General features: G+C 64.6%; 10 protein-coding genes. 3 read left to right on the top strand and 7 right to left on the bottom strand.

Translation table 11 applies throughout. The features are described from left to right. Positions 1 to 30 precede the first annotated feature (30 nt). The 4 genes from JQ635_RS11680 to JQ635_RS11665 form a co-directional block, all read right to left on the bottom strand. Positions 31 to 1,983 (bottom strand): MacB family efflux pump subunit, encoded by a 1,953-nt coding sequence (locus tag JQ635_RS11680; RefSeq protein WP_211410007.1) that lies wholly within the window; start codon positions 1,981 to 1,983, stop codon positions 31 to 33. A gap of 1 nt (position 1,984) precedes the next feature. Beyond that, a complete protein-coding gene (locus JQ635_RS11675; protein ID WP_211410006.1) occupies positions 1,985 to 3,220 on the bottom strand; it encodes an efflux RND transporter periplasmic adaptor subunit in 1,236 nt (411 codons plus the stop codon). After that, positions 3,217 to 4,776 carry an efflux transporter outer membrane subunit gene (locus tag JQ635_RS11670; RefSeq protein ID WP_433996561.1) on the bottom strand — a complete coding sequence of 520 codons (1,560 nt, stop codon included), beginning with the start codon at positions 4,774 to 4,776 and terminating at the stop codon, positions 3,217 to 3,219. Before JQ635_RS11670 ends, JQ635_RS11675 begins: the two co-directional genes overlap by 4 nt. A 1,297-nt stretch (positions 4,777 to 6,073) precedes the next feature. Further along, positions 6,074 to 8,104: a TonB-dependent siderophore receptor gene (locus JQ635_RS11665; protein ID WP_246583457.1), complete on the bottom strand. Its 2,031-nt coding sequence runs from the start codon at positions 8,102 to 8,104 to the stop codon at positions 6,074 to 6,076. Positions 8,105 to 8,153: 49 nt separating this feature from the next. On the opposite strand from JQ635_RS11665, the gene JQ635_RS38950 reads away from it, so the two are divergent. After that, complete coding sequence (locus JQ635_RS38950) at positions 8,154 to 8,486, top strand: hypothetical protein (protein WP_246583456.1); 333 nt, start codon at positions 8,154 to 8,156, stop codon at positions 8,484 to 8,486. 196 nt (positions 8,487 to 8,682) lie between these two features. Here the strand turns inward: JQ635_RS38950 and JQ635_RS11660 are convergent, their stop codons facing one another. Then, the gene (locus tag JQ635_RS11660) at positions 8,683 to 9,051 is read right to left on the bottom strand and encodes a hypothetical protein (protein ID WP_211410004.1); all 369 of its coding nucleotides are present in this window, start codon (positions 9,049 to 9,051) and stop codon (positions 8,683 to 8,685) included. Positions 9,052 to 9,347: 296 nt separating this feature from the next. Between JQ635_RS11660 and bamA the strand changes: the two genes are divergently transcribed. Further along, complete coding sequence (gene bamA / locus JQ635_RS11655; RefSeq protein ID WP_211410003.1) at positions 9,348 to 11,861, top strand: outer membrane protein assembly factor BamA; 2,514 nt, start codon at positions 9,348 to 9,350, stop codon at positions 11,859 to 11,861. 169 nt (positions 11,862 to 12,030) lie between these two features. Continuing rightward, the gene (locus tag JQ635_RS11650; RefSeq protein ID WP_211410002.1) at positions 12,031 to 12,963 is read left to right on the top strand and encodes a helix-turn-helix domain-containing protein; all 933 of its coding nucleotides are present in this window, start codon (positions 12,031 to 12,033) and stop codon (positions 12,961 to 12,963) included. A gap of 13 nt (positions 12,964 to 12,976) precedes the next feature. On the opposite strand, the gene JQ635_RS11645 is transcribed toward JQ635_RS11650, so the two are convergent. Then, complete coding sequence (locus tag JQ635_RS11645) at positions 12,977 to 13,897, bottom strand: catalase family peroxidase (protein WP_211410001.1); 921 nt, start codon at positions 13,895 to 13,897, stop codon at positions 12,977 to 12,979. 138 nt (positions 13,898 to 14,035) lie between these two features. Beyond that, entirely contained in the window at positions 14,036 to 14,749 is a 714-nt protein-coding gene (locus JQ635_RS11640; RefSeq protein ID WP_211410000.1) for a phosphoribosyltransferase, read from the bottom strand. Positions 14,750 to 14,762: the final 13 nt, after the last annotated feature.

Genomic DNA, 14,762 nt, shown 5'->3' with positions numbered 1-14,762 from the left:
AAGAACTACAGTCATGGTGCAATCCTACGGTCAGTCACGGCTCAACGCCACCACGGGGTCGAGGAAGGCGGCACGGCGGGCGGGGAAGAAGCCGAAGGCGATCCCGATCCCGGTCGAGGTCAGGAACGCCGCGCCGATCGAGAATGGCGAATAGCTGACCTCGAAGCCGGGCACCGCGACGTTGATGGCGACGCCGAGCAGGACCGCGATCAGGATGCCGGCGATGCCGCCGATCGACGAGATCAGGGTCGCCTCCACCAGGAATTGCTGCAGGATGTCGCTGCGCCTCGCGCCCACCGCCATGCGCACGCCGATCTCGCTGATCCGCTCGGAGACGGATACCAGCATGATGTTCATGACGCCGATGCCGCCGACGACCAGCGAGATCACCGCGATCGCCGCCACCAGGAAGGCCAGCGTCTGCGTCGTGCTGGTGATGGTGCGGCGGATGTCGTCGGTGTTGAGGATGACGAAATCCCTGGTGTTGTGCCGTTGCGTCAGAAGCGTCGTCACCGCGTCTTGCGCCAGATTGGTCGAGATCTCGTCGCTGATCCGCAGCAGGATGCTGCGGAGCGCGCGGCCGCCGGTGAACTGGGCCTGCACGGTGGTGTAGGGCAGGTAGACCGACAGGTTCTGGTTCGAGCCGAACCCGCCCTGCTGCTGCGCGATCACGCCGACGATGCGGCAGGGCACCTTGCCGAGCCAGATCACGCGGCCGATCCCGGAGGTCTGGTCGTCGGCGAAGAAGGTTTTTCTTGTGTTGTCGTCGATGACCGCCTGCCGCTCGATGTTGCGGACGGCGTCGGCGTCGAACAGGCGGCCCTTCGCCAGCTTGGCGCCCTTGACCTGGAAATAGCTCTCGCCGACGCCGTTCACGAGGACGTTGGACTCATTGCCGCGATAGCGCACCGTGGTGCTGGTGGAAACCGTCGGGGTGACGCCGGCGATGAAACCCTGCCGGTCGAGCGCGCGGGCATCGTCGAGCACCAGCGTCTTGATCTTGCCGGCGCGCGCATCGCCGAAATCCTTGCCCGGAAACACCTCGATGGTGTTGGTGCCGAGGCTCGATATGTCCGACAGCACCTTGCGCTGCGAGGCGTTGCCGAGCGCGACCACGGACGACACCGCCGCGATGCCGATGATGATGCCGAGCATGGTCAGGAACGCGCGCAGCCGGTGCGCGGCCATCGCCACCAGCGCCATCCGCGAGGCCTCACGCAGGCGTCCCAGGGCGCCAGTCCAGCCAGCGCCGCTGTCCCATGCCGTGCGGGCGACCGGCTCCGATACGCCCGCGGTCCCGGTGCGGCGATCGGAAACGATCTTGCCGTCGCGCAGCTCGATGATGCGTTCGGCCCGCGCGGCGACATCCGCATCGTGGGTGACGATGATGATCGTCCGTCCCTCGCGGTGCAGCTCCTTCAGGATCTTCAGCACCTCCTCGCCGCTGCGCCGGTCGAGCGCGCCGGTCGGCTCGTCCGCCAGGATGACTTCGGCGCCGTTGATCAGCGCCCGCGCGATCGAGACGCGCTGCTGCTGGCCGCCGGAGAGCTGGTTCGGGCGATGGCCGCCTCGCGTGCCGACGCCCAGCCGCTCGAGCAGCGCGTTCGCACGAGTCCGTCGCTCCCGCGCATTGAGGCCGGCATAGACGGCGGGGATTTCGACATTCGCGGCGGCGGTGAGATCGCCAAGCAGATTGTAACGCTGGAAGATGAAGCCGAAATGCTCGCGGCGCAGCGCCGCCAGCGCGTCGGCATCTAACTCAGAGACGTTCTTGCCGGCGACGCGATAGGCGCCCGACGTCGGGCGGTCGAGACAGCCGAGGATGTTGAGCAGCGTCGACTTGCCCGATCCGGACTGACCGATGATCGCGACCATCTCGCCGGGCTGGATGCTCAGCGACAAATCGTCGAGCGCCACCACAATGGTGTCGCCCGCCGCGAACTCGCGGCGGATGTTCTGGAGATCGATGATCGGATCGGTCATGTCAGGGACCTCCTCCGCCGGGCGGGCCGCCGGGTATGCCGCGCGATACGGTCTGCTCGCTGGCCTCGCCGGTCACGACCCGCTCGCCCTCATCGAGACCGGACCTGATCTCGACGGTGGTGCGATCGTTGAGGCCGGTCTTGACCTCGCGCTCGCGAACGTCGCCCGACGTGCCGAGGGTGCGCACCGTGCTGCGGCCGTCGGATTTGCGCATCACGGCGAGCGCGGGGATGACCTTCACCCGCTTGGCTTCGCCGGTGATGATGTGCACCTCCGCGGTCATGTAGGTTCGGAGCGCATGGTCCTTGTTCGGAACGTTGAAGACGCCGATGTAGTAGATCGCGGTGCTGGTCGAGCTCGACGTGCTCGAGCTTGAGCTCGATGTCGTGGTGGTCGAGGAGAAGCTGGCGTCGTTCTTGATCGATTCGGGCGCCGGCTCGATCTGCTCCAGCCGCGCCTCGTAACGGTGATCCTGATCGCCGAGGATGGTGAAGTAGAGCGACTGCCCCGGCCTGACCTTGACGATGTCGGCCTCGGAGATCTCCGCCCGCACGGTCATGGTCTCGAGCTGGCCGAGCACGACGATGGTCGGTGCGGACTGCACTGCGTTGACCGTCTGCCCCTCCTGCACCACGGTGGCAAGCACCGTGCCGTCGATCGGCGCGGTGATGCGGGTGTATTCGAGATTCACCCGCGCCGTCTCGACGCTGGCTTCGGCGCCGACGATCAGCGCCTCCAGCGCGGCGATCTGGGCGCGGGTCTGGCGCACCGTCGATTCCGCGCTGTCGAAATCGCTGCGCGAGGTTGCGCGCTGCGCCAGTGTCGCCTGCTGGCGTGCGAGGTTCGCCTCCGCCAGCACCAGCGCAGCCTCCTTCTCGACCTTCTGCGCGCGATAATTCTTCAGCGAGGCTTCCGAGTTGCGCAGATCGTTCTGCTTGGTGACGGGGTCGATCTGGGCGATGACGTCGCCGGCCTTGACCGTGTCGCCGACGCGGACGTTGAGCGCGGTGATCCGCCCCGACACCTGCGCGCCGACCGCGGTCAGCCGCGCCGGCTTCAGCGTGCCGCTGGCGAGCACCTCCTCGCGCAGATCGCTGACCGCGACCTGCGCGGTGATGTAGGATTGTGCCTTGCTCGCCGTTCCCGGCGAATGCGTCGCCAGCACCATGCCGGTCGCGACCACGGCAAACACCGCGGCGGCGATCTTTACGCGCTTGACGGTGATGATCTCGGTCACTTCAACGCCTCCCGCATATGCGGTCCTGTATTGCTGTCCACGATAACAGGCGTCGACACGTCGACCGGATCGGCCCAGCCGCCGCCGAGCGCCTTGGCCAGCGAAATGTAATCCTTGGCCGCCGACACCTTGCTCTGGATCAGCGAATCCTCGGCTGAATAGAGCGAGCGTTCGGCATCGAGCACGTCGATGAAGCTGGCGCTTCCGGTCTCGAACAGCGATCGCGACAGCTTTGCGGCCTCGCCGTAGTTCTTCGCCGCCTCGGTCAGCTTGGTCGCGCGCACGCGCTCCTGCGACAGCGACACCAGCGCGTTCTCGACATCCTCGAGCGCGGTGAGCAAGGTCGAATGGAACGTCGCGAACGCCTGATCGCGCTGCGCTTCCGCGATCCTCACCGTGGCCAGCCGCTTGCCCGCGTCGAACACCGGCACGGTGACCGACGGTCCGACCGACCAGCTCACGCTGGAATATTTGGCGAGGTCGCCGACACGCATCGCCGAGGTGCCGACCGAGCCGGTCAAGGACACCGCCGGATAGCGGTCGGCCTCGGCCGCGCCGATCTTGGCGGTGGCCTGCGCCAGCTTGCGCTCGGCGCTGGCGACATCGGGGCGGCTCATGAGGAGATCGGCGGGCAGGCCCGTCGGCAGCGGCATGCGCGGCGCCGGCACGGGCGCGGACCGCGCCATCAGCGAAGCGACACCGTCGGGCGGCCGTCCGAGCAGGATGCCGAGCCGATGGATGTCGGCTGCGAGCGCGGTCTGATAGGTCGGAACGTTGGCTTCGGTGCTCGCGGCCTGCGCGGTGGCCTTGGCGAGATCGACGGCGTTGCCGCTGCCGGCCTCGTACTTGCTGCGTGTGAGCTTTTCGGTGTCGCGTTGCGAGACCGCAGTGCGCTGCGCCAGCGCGATCCGGGCCTGGTAGCCGCGTGCCTCGACGTAATAGGCGGCGACATCGCCGATCAGCGTGACGAGGCTGTCGCGCAGATCCTCCTCGGCCGATTGCGCGCCGCGCACCGCCGCCTCGATGTTGCGCTGTGTGCCGCCGAACAGGTCGAGTTCCCAGCTCGAATCGAAGCTCGCCTGGTGCAGCGCGTAGGGCGCGTTGTCGACCACGGCTGATGCGGAGCCTGAGCTCGCCTTGTTGTTGGTTACCTCGGCCGAGCCGCTGACGGATGGAAACAGCCCGGCGCCGGTTTGCTGGACCGTCGCGCGCGCCTCGCGCACCACCGCTTTGGCCTTTGCGACATCGGGGTTGGCTTCGACGGCCTGTTCGATCAGACGGTTGAGCAGTGGATCGCGCAGGCGCAGCCACCAGCGATCGAGCGTGCCGGCGCCGCGCCGCGAGGCGGATTTGACGCTCCAGTGCGACGGCAGCTCCAGCCGGGGCGGCCCCGCATAGTCCGGGCCCACGGCACAGCCCGCCAACGAGCCGATCAGCGCCAGCGCGAGGCAAGTCGATCCGGCACGGGACAGGACTTCGCGCAGCGGGCGGGGCGTCGGATGACGGTTCTCCTTTGCGGAAGGCACGGGGACTGCGACGGACAAGTGTGACGGCATCAAATCGACTGAGATTCATTGGCCTCGCCCCGGAAGGAGGAGGGCGCTCATGGCCCTCGGGCAGGACGAGGCGGGAACCACTAGCCTAGGGATCGTGGCCTTTCGGCAGCCCGAATGTTGCTGAATGTAAACAGATGTTGCGCGGCATCTCGGTGCCGGCGGCGGGGAGTTCGTCGGGGACAACATCGGCCCTGTTTCGTCGCCGAGTCAAGCACTCTCGACAAAAACATTCCGCTTTACCGAAATTCGGATTTGTCGTATGTATCGCCTATCCCGGCTCATCCTTGAGGGGCGATCATGAGGTCGTCATTTTCGCGAGCCGGACTTGCGGTGGACGCGGCAGCGTCGGCACGAGGGGTTAAGGGCAGGGCGGGTAGTCCCTGTGAGCTCGTAACCACGTGCGGACGAGCGGCGCTGTTAAGTTCGTCGCGCCAACATTTCGATGGCAACGTGCACAACGCCGTCGAACCCTGTGGTGCCAACGAACGCGTGTACGGCAAAACCGTGTGGTCCTGGCCGTCGTTGCTACGGTCAAGCCCTTCGCGAAGATGCGCGCGAGCCCAACCGGGCAGACGGCATCGTCAATTCGCGGGGTAAGGGAGGCCAGAACGAACTCGGCTCCCGGGAGAGCACGGCATAAGCCGTCCAACCATCGCGCAGGGAAGGCCGTGTGTTGGGCTTCACCTGTATGCTGCTGTGCGGTTTTCTCTGCGCTACCTTTCGCGCAGTGGACCGCGGGTGCCGCCGGCACCCGGCCTTCCCTGCGCCCTCTTGGCTTAAGAGGGTGGAACGACGAAGCAAAGCTCGGGCGAGATCAGTCGCGAGGATGCGAAGGTGTGTCCGACGGGCCGTAGGATGGGTAGAGCACTTGCGAAACCCATCATGCTTCGGCGTTGAGGATGCGTGATGGGTTTCGCTTCGCTCTACCCATCCTACGAGAGCGGTTCAGAGAATTGCGGTGCCGCCACACACTCCGTCATTGCGAGCGAAGCGAAGCAATCCAGAATCTATCCGCGGCGGCAGTCTGGATTGGTTCGCTACGCTCGCAATGACGATGTGGAAGCCGCGAGTGCTTATCTTTCTCTGTCACCCTGAGGCGGCCGCTTCTTCAGCGGCCCTCGAAGGGCGACGGCCCGGCTGCATCGCGGCCGTACATCCTTCGAGGCTCCGCTCGCGATGCCTTGCTTCGCGCGCTTTGCACCTCCAGCGACAACGGTTTCGCCGTTGCGCGGGGATGACGGATTTGAAAGCTAAGATGACGAGACTGAGCAATGAGCGCCTCGACCCGCGACTGTGCCTACCACCGATAACTCAACGTCCCGATCACCTGACGCCGTGCGCCGGCATAGCAATAGCCGGACTGGCAGGTGTCATACTTCTTGTCGAACAGGTTGGTGGCGTTCACGCGCATATAGGCGCCGCGAAAACTCCGGTCGAGCTTGCCGAGATCGTAGTCGACCACGGCGTCGAACAACGTCATAGCCGCGTTCTCGAACGTGTTCTGGTCGTTGCCGAAGTTCGCGCCGATATAGCGCGCGCCGAGGCCCAGCCCCAGCCCTTCCACCGGAGTGCCGGACTGGAACGTGTACTTGCCGAACGCCGCGAACGAGTCTCTCGGGATGCCGGAATACTCGTTGCCGGTCGTATCGGTATTGCCGCGCGTGATCACGACGTTGAGGTGGGTGTAGGCCGCGGTGAGGTCGAAGCCCGGTGTGAGCGCCAGCTTGGCCTCGAGCTCAACGCCCTTGGACTCGATCTGTCCGGTGGCCGCCTGGAACGTGATGGCGTCGGGGTTGGTGCGCAGAACATTGTCCTGCTTGATGTCGAACACGGCGGCAGTCAGCAGCAGCGGAACATTCGGCATTTGATACTTGATGCCCGCCTCGGTCTGCTCGCCGGTGGTCGGCTTGAATGTGGCCCCCGTCACGTCGACGCCGGTTTGCGGGCTGAACGAGGTGGCGTAGCTGACATAGGGCGCAACGCCGTTGTCGAAAACATAGCTCAGGCCTGCGCGGCCGGTGAAGGCCGAAGGCTTCGAGGTGTCCGGCGTCCCATTCAGCGTCGTGGTCGTGCTCTGCGAGACCCAGCTCTGACGGCCGTTGAGCGTCAGGATGAATCCGCCGAGCCGGGCCTGCTCCTGTGCGTAGACTCCGATCTCGTTGGTCGACTGCTTGGTGAAGATCGAGAATGCCGGCGTGGCGATCGCCTGCGTGCCGTAGTTCATGGTCGCAAGATTGAGATCGGGCGCCGGCCCGTACCCGATCTTGTCGTCGTAACGGGAGTTGCTGTAGTCGACGCCGAACAGCACGGTGTTCTTGACCGCGCCGAGCATGAACTTGGCTTCGGCCTGGTTGTCGAGGGTGGCGGTCTTGAAATTATCGAGGATTCGCCAGGCCGAACGCGTGGCGGTCTGGGTCGCGAAGTCGAGACTATCGATCTGGGTATACTTCGCGTCGGTGTTGACCTGATAGAACCGGAAATTCTGCCGGACGGTCCAGGTGTCATTGACGTTGTGCTCGAACGCATAACCGACGCGGAACTGCTTCTGGTCCATGGCGCTGAACGCCGGATCGTTCGAGTAGATGTTGGTCAGCTTGCCATCGACCGTGCGAGCGTTACCGATGCTCGCGGCTGTACGGCTGGTCTGATACTCGCCGAGGATCGTGAAGGTCGTATCGAGGTTCGGTTTCCAGGTCAGGGCAGGGGCGATATAGGCACGGTCGTCGTCATTGCCGGGAAACCAGGTTTTTGCGTCGCGCAGCAAGCCCGTCAGCCGGTAATACAATTGGTCGCTGCCGGGGACCGGACCGCCGACGTCGAAGGCGCCCTGGTAGCGATCGTAATTGCCGGCCTGCAATTGCACCTCGCCGAATGCGGTCTGCGGCGGCCGCTTCGTCGTGACGTCGACGATGCCGCCGGGGGAGCCGAGGCCATAGAGGCCGGAGGCTGGCCCGCGGAGGATCGAGACGCTCTCGAGTCCATAGGGCTCGATCTTGGGAATGGCGAAATTGCCGCCGCCCTGCCGCAGGCCATCGCGATAGATGCCGGTATAGGTCACGTCGAAGCCGCGGATGGAAAAGGCGTCGAAGCGTGGATCGTAACCGAATGCCGTGGTCGTGATGCCGGGCGTGTAGTTGACGGCGTCCTTGAGCGTCTGGACGTTGCGATCCTCGAGCTCCTTCTTCGTCACGATGGAGAGCGATTGCGGCGTCTCGATCAATGGCGTGTTGGTCTTGGTGCCGGCAGTGCCGCTGGTCGCGACGTAGCCGGTCGTTGCACTGGACGCGCCTCCAGATGCCTGCGGCGCGCGATTCTGATCGGCTGCCAAATTGCCCCGACGAGTCGCAGTGGTCGCGCGCTGAGACCGCGTGCGCTGATTGGACGCGGTGCTGCTGCTGCGCGTCTTCGGCGCTCTCGGCGCTTCGACGGTGACCGGTGGCAGGTTGCTGCTCTGGGCCTGCGCCTGGGAGGCCAGGACTTCAACAGATACGAATACGACCGAACCGAACATCGTGGCGTTGATCGCTGCTGCGCTTCCAAACCAACGATGTTTCCTCTCCGACAAAGCAACGCCCACCAGTGATGATCCCCAATTTCGCCGAACTGATTCACGCGAACGCGCGCAGCTGTGTGCTGATGAGCGTCGAGCGATGCGGACTTCTATGGGTGACGCGATCGGAATTCCACACGCGCAAAATAGAATTGCTTGAACGTGCGATGAGCGAATTTGGAATGGTTCAAGACGAATGTGGAGAACATGAAATCGCGTGCGGCAGATGCGCGCACGCAGACGTCATCTCCGCTCGCGCGCGATTGCTAGCGTGCGATCGACGGGATATTGCCGGAAGCAGCGCATTGACTGTCGTCTCACTTATCGAGACGACAGCCGGGAGTCCCGCAAGCCGGTCACCACGAGATCGGGATTCTCTGCGTGAAGCCGCCCAGATCCGAGTCGGGGCTGAGTGGTTGGCGATCGAGCGGCCGGTTGTTGTTCTCGCGCGCAAACGAGATGCCGGGCGGCAAGGCATAGTCGCTGAACTTGCGATCGCCGGGAAGCACCTCCGTGCCTCCATCGAGCCAGGAGCGCTTGCTGACATAGATGCGCGTGTGCGGACCGGACTGATAGGAATGGTTGGGGCCGCGCAGACCGTACTCATAGACGGCATTTTGTGTCGTCTGTCGTCGATCACGCTTGCCGGTCGCTGCGGCATGAGCGGCCAAGGTCGAGGCGAGGAGGGCGACCAGCACCGTTCTGGTCATGACAAGCGCGTTCATCGACGAATACCCATGCGAGTTCCTGACGTCGTCGCCTCTCGCACCGGCTTAAGCCTCTGTAAAGAATCCGGGCGTTGCGCGATGTTGCTGAAGGCCTGCATGGGCAAGCCGTGTGCGCAGCCGGCTCAATGCCGTTCAGTCACCGCCGCAGGCCCGCGCGATCGTCATGGCTCCGACGCTTGCGTGCCGATCGGCCAATCAAATTGAACGAGCGGAAACAATGCAGAAATCACAAAGCCACACCGCGGCCACAGCCGTCTCGTTTCAGAGCAGGCTAGGTGCTCTTGAGGTGTGGAATGTCGTTTTTGCGGCCCTGGCTGATCGCGGTGGTGATGTGCGGTGTATCGATTGCGAGTTCAGTTCCTGTCGCGCTGTTGCCGCAGCCGGCGGCCGCACAGGCGGTGGAGACGATCGTCGTCGAAGGCAATCGCCGCGTCGAGGCCGAGACCGTGCGCTCCTACTTCAGGCCCGGCCCTGGCGGGCGTCTCGATCAACCGGCGATCGATGACGGTCTCAAGGCGTTGATCGCGACAGGCCTGTTCCAGGACGTGAAGATCAACCAGGCCGGCGGGCGTATCGTCGTGTCGGTGGTGGAAAATGCCGTGATCGGGCGCATCGCCTTCGAGGGCAACAAGAAGATCAAGGACGAGCAGCTCACGGCGGAAATCCAGTCCAAGGCGCGCGGAACCTTCTCGCGGGCATTGGTGCAGTCCGACACGCTGCGGATCGCCGAGATCTACCGCCGCTCCGGCCGCTACGACGTGCGCGTCACGCCCGAGATCATCGAGCAGCCGAGCAGCCGCGTCGATCTCATCTTCACGATCGTGGAAGGCGTCAAGACCGGCGTGAAGTCGGTCGAGTTCGTCGGCAACAGCGCCTATTCGGCCGCGCGCCTGCGCGACGTGATCAAGACGCATGAGAGCAATCTGCTCAGCTTCCTCGGCAACAACGACATCTACGATCCCGACCGCATCGAAGCCGATCGCGACCTCATCCGCCGCTTCTACCTCAAGAACGGCTTCGCCGACGCCCAGGTCGTGGCGGCACTCACCGAATACGATCCGGACAAGAAGGGCTTCAACGTCACCTTCAAGATCGAGGAAGGTCAGCAGTATCGCGTAGGCTCCGTCGATGTCCGCTCCAGCATCGCCAATTTCGACGCGAGCTCGATGCGCTCCTATTCGCGCGTCGGTGTTGGTTCGCTCTACAACGTGGAATCGGTCGAGAAATCGACCGAGGAGATGCAGATCGAGGCCTCGCGCCGCGGATACGCCTTCGCCGTGGTGCGGCCGAGCGGCGACCGCAACTTCGAGGCGCACACCGTGTCCGTCGTGTTCAATGTCGACGAGGGCCCGCGCACCTATATCGAGCGCATCAATCTGCGCGGCAACACCCGCACACGCGACTACGTCATCCGCCGTGAGTTCGACATCTCGGAAGGAGATGCCTACAACCGCGCGCTGGTCGACCGTGCCGAGCGTCGGCTGAAGAACCTCGACTATTTCAAGAGCGTCAAGATCGTCACCGAGCCGGGCTCCTCCAGCGACCGCGTCATCCTGGTCGTCGACATGGAGGAGAAGTCGACCGGCGACTTCTCGATCTCCGGCGGCTATTCGACGACCGACGGTGCGCTGGCAGAGGTCTCGGTCTCCGAGCGCAACCTGCTCGGCAAGGGCCTCTACGCCAAGGCGTCCGTCAGCTACGGCCAGTACTCGCGCGGCATCTCGCTGTCGTTCGTCGAGCCGTATCTGCTCGACTACCGGCTGGCGCTCGGGTTCGACACTTATTGGAAGCAGCAGAAGTCGAACAGCTATACGAGCTACGGCGTGACGACGCTGGGCTTCTCGCCGCGCCTGGGCTTCGCGCTGCGCGAGGATCTCTCGCTCCAGCTCCGCTACTCGCTCTATCAGCAGAGCATCACGCTCGCCAGCGCGTACAATAACTGCAACAACAACGCGTCGAATACGTCGCTGGCCTACAACCCGACGCCGGCCTACATCAAGAATGTCCTGGGCGGCGTGGATCCGACCAATGCGACGGATTCCGGCGTCTATGGCTATGGCTGCTATGGCGACGGCGAGTCGAGCCTGCCGGTCCGGAAAGAGCTGGCGAACGGCGCGACCTGGACGTCGGCGCTCGGCTATACGCTCAACTACAACACGCTCGACAACACCAAGAATCCCACGGACGGCTTGCTGGTCGATTTCCGCCAGGATTTTGCCGGCGTCGGCGGCGACGTCACCTATCTCAAGACTGCGGTGGATACCAAGTACTACACGCCGCTGGTGTCCGAGATCGTCAACGTGATCCACCTGCAGGGCGGCATCCTCAACAAGATCGGCAACAACGATCTGCGCATGCTGGATCACTTCCAGATGGGTCCGAACCTCGTGCGCGGCTTCGCCTCCAACGGCATCGGTCCGCGCGACATCACCTACTACAATTACGGCGCCAGCGGCGATGCGCTCGGCGGCACCAAATACTGGGGCGCGTCCGTGGAACTGCAGATGCCGTTCTGGTTCCTGCCGAAGGAGGTCGGCCTGAAGGGCGCGGTTTACGCCGACGCCGGCTCGCTCTGGGGCTATCAGGGGCCGACATCGTGGACGGCCACCGGCGAGGTCAACACAAAGGCCTGTCCGACCTGCGGGCTGCAATATGACGACGGCAACGTGGTGCGTTCGTCGGTCGGTGTCGGCCTGATCTGGGCCTCACCGTTCGGGCCACTGCGCTTCGACTACGCCGTGCCGATCACGAAGGGCAAATACGACATGGTCCAGGAGTTCAGATTCGGAGGTGGCACTTCGTTCTAGCGCCGCGAGGCTGGCATGGGAACTTGCGGCATTTGTCGTGCATTTGTGAAAATGCCGGATGGCCTCGCGCGAGCGTGCGTGGACAACCATTTGCGGATGTCGGATGATGTGCCTTGCAATTTGCGGGATACTGTGGCCTGCACTTGAGCTTCCACAGAAGGACAAGCCGATGACACAGGCAGGCGCCTACGGGCAGAGGCTTGGGCAGTTCCTGCGTTTGAAGGACGCGCCGCCCGCGCTGGTGGCGCGCTCGCTGCGCAGCGCCGAGCTGGCGGTCACCGAGACCCGGAATGACCATCCGGAGCGCGGCCTGTCCGGCTCGCTGGCCGCGGAGGACGCCTTCCTGGTCAGCCTGAAGCTGCACGATTACCCGGATTGCGAGCTCTGGGAGCGCGGCAAATCCGTCATGAGGGCTGACGTCCGCGCCGGTACGACCTATCTCTATGACCTCAAGCGCGATCCGCGCTACGTGATCGACAAGCCGTTCCACTCGCTGTTCTTCTACATTCCACGCTCGGCGCTCGACGGCATCGCCCGGCAGTGCGGTGCGCCGCGGGTAGACGAACTCGACTGTCAGGTCGGCGTTGGCCATGACGATGCAATCGTCCGCCACATCGGCGCATCGCTGCAGGAAGGGCTGCGCAGGCCGGACGAGGCCAATCAGCTCTTCATCGACCATATGATGCTCGGGCTCACCGCCCATGTCGCCCAGTCCTATGGTGGACTTCAGCGCACGTCCGGAGTGGCACGCGGGGGGCTCGCTCCATGGCAGGCGAAGCGCGCCTGCGAGCGGCTCGAATCGGACCTCAGCGGCAAGCTTTCGCTGGAGAAGATCGCGGCCGAGCTCGACCTGTCGGTCAGCCATTTCTCGCGCGCATTTCGAATCTCCGTCGGCATGCCGCCGCACCAATGGCTGCTGCAGCAGCGTGTCAAGGCGGCCAAGCAGTTGATGGGTGTCCGCGACCTGCCATTGTCGGAGATCGCGATCTCGGCCGGGTTTGCCAACCAGAGCCACTTCACGCGCGTGTTCTCCTCGATCGCTGGCGTCAGCCCCGCAGCGTGGCGCCGCGAGGCGCTTGGCGACTCCAGCGGCGAGACGTGAAGCGCGCGAGCGCTCAGCGCCGTTTAGCGAGTGAGATAGTGTAGGCGGCGCACCGCGCCGCAAAGATCTCGTCCGGTGGATACCCGATGCCGTCGGCAAGGTTGGCCGGATTGAAGATGGAGGCGTCACAGGCGGAGTCCGGCTCGAAGCCCGTGATCACGATCGTGCCGAGCCGCACCTCCTCGCGATCATCCTCATCCGGCCAGCGCATGGTGACGTCCATGGTGGGATCGCCCGGGCGGTCGAGCAGCGCCATCACGTTGAAGCGGACATGGCCCGTAGCGATCCGGCTGCCTAGCTCGTCGCGCAGGAAATCGGCCGGCTTGGTCCTGGCTTCGTCCGCGCTCAGCGTGATCTCGCCGCGGGCCGGGGCGACCTTGAACTTGATGAAGCGCGTCTCGTTCTCCGCGTTGGTCGCGGGAAAGGAATGCACGCCCCAATAGGTCGTGCCGGCAAGGCTTCCAGGCAGCAGGCGCGCGGCGATGTAGTTCGCCTGGTTGAGCGTCTCGGGGTTGGCCGCCGAGAAGGCCTTCAACTTCGCCATATCCGGCTTGCCGTCGTGCCCCGGCATGCGCGCCTCGAGGAAGGCCAGCATCTGGTCGAGCGTTCGCGCAAAATGCACGGGCGCGCTCTCCACGAGGATATCCGAGCGATGATCGTCGTCGCCGAGCTTGAAGCTGAAGCCGCGCAGCACCAGATTGTTGGTGTCGGCGACGTCAGGGTTACCGCCGCCGACCGAGAAGCGTGCCAGTACGCGCGATGGCCTCGTGAAGCTTTGCGATCGCGTGACCTTGCCCGCCCGGTCCGACGGCGTGTAGGTGCCGCGAACGCACCAGCCCTTGGCGAAGCTGGCGCGGACCTTCGGCGGATTGCCGGCAACGGCTTTCAGGGCTTCGACGATGGAGGCGGGCGTTGCGGCGGGGACGTCGGACATGTGAGCCTTCTCGCGTAGGGCGGGCAGGCTAGGTGTTGTGCGAACCGGCGTCTTACCCAAAGCGGTCAGGATTTGCCCAATCCTGCTCAAGACGCTACCTCGCAGCGTCCGAGAGCGTTGCGATCGGCGCCTGGCCAGTCAGGGAATGGCGGGCTGCGTTTCGGTCAGCGGCATCCAGCCGGCCTCGCTACGCTGGAAGAGCGGGCAGCCGTAGACGGCGCGAACCGGAAGCGCAGCGGTCGAGGCCTGCCAGCGGTTGGTTTGCTTCATCGCGACGACCATGCCGGCAATCTCGGCGCCGATCCTCTGCAGCAGGCGCGCGGCGGCGATCGCGGTCGTTCCGGTCGAGATCGCATCATCGACCAGCACCACCCGGCGTCCCTCGAGCAGGGGCAGCAGATTCGGATCCAGCCGCAACTTCTTGCCGGCCTCGGGACTGGTGATCGAAGTGACGGGCTCGAACAGCGCGTCGTCGTACCAGAACTTGCGCGAATAGCCGAGCGGGACATAGCGCGGGTGTCCGAGCCGTTCGGCGACCAGCGACGCAAAGGCAAGGCCGAGGGTCGGTAATCCGACAATGATCTCAGCCTCGAATGCGCGCGCCGGTGTCGCCATGTGGTCGGCGAGCGCTGCGACAACGAGGTGCGAGGCCTGGTTGGCGATCAGCGAGGCGACCGCGTGAACGCCATCGGGCAACTGCCGCAGCGGCAGGACCAGGATGCCGCCGCAGGGCAGGGTGACAGGATAGCCGAAGCGATAGGGTGCCGTCGCCGAGAAGCGCGCGGGAATGTCCGGCGTCAATTCCTGCCAATAACCGGTTGTCGCCTCGGTATAAGGTTCGCCCGCGGTCATGATGCCGGCATCA

Source organism: Bradyrhizobium iriomotense, assembly GCF_018130765.1.
Classification (GTDB): domain Bacteria; phylum Pseudomonadota; class Alphaproteobacteria; order Rhizobiales; family Xanthobacteraceae; genus Bradyrhizobium; species Bradyrhizobium iriomotense_A.
This window is presented reverse-complemented; position numbering and strand designations above follow the sequence as displayed.

Bases quoted from the DNA above. Each gene is read 5' to 3' on its own strand.
- JQ635_RS11645 (WP_211410001.1), bottom strand. From the start codon at position 13,897: ATGTCCGACGTCCCCGCCGCAACGCCCGCCTCCATCGTCGAAGCCCTG.
- bamA (WP_211410003.1), top strand. From the start codon at position 9,348: ATGTCGTTTTTGCGGCCCTGGCTGATCGCGGTGGTGATGTGCGGTGTA.
- JQ635_RS11670 (WP_433996561.1), bottom strand. From the start codon at position 4,776: ATGCCGTCACACTTGTCCGTCGCAGTCCCCGTGCCTTCCGCAAAGGAG.
- JQ635_RS11650 (WP_211410002.1), top strand. From the start codon at position 12,031: ATGACACAGGCAGGCGCCTACGGGCAGAGGCTTGGGCAGTTCCTGCGT.
- JQ635_RS11640 (WP_211410000.1), bottom strand. From the start codon at position 14,749: ATGACCGCGGGCGAACCTTATACCGAGGCGACAACCGGTTATTGGCAG.
- JQ635_RS11660 (WP_211410004.1), bottom strand. From the start codon at position 9,051: ATGAACGCGCTTGTCATGACCAGAACGGTGCTGGTCGCCCTCCTCGCC.
- JQ635_RS11680 (WP_211410007.1), bottom strand. From the start codon at position 1,983: ATGACCGATCCGATCATCGATCTCCAGAACATCCGCCGCGAGTTCGCG.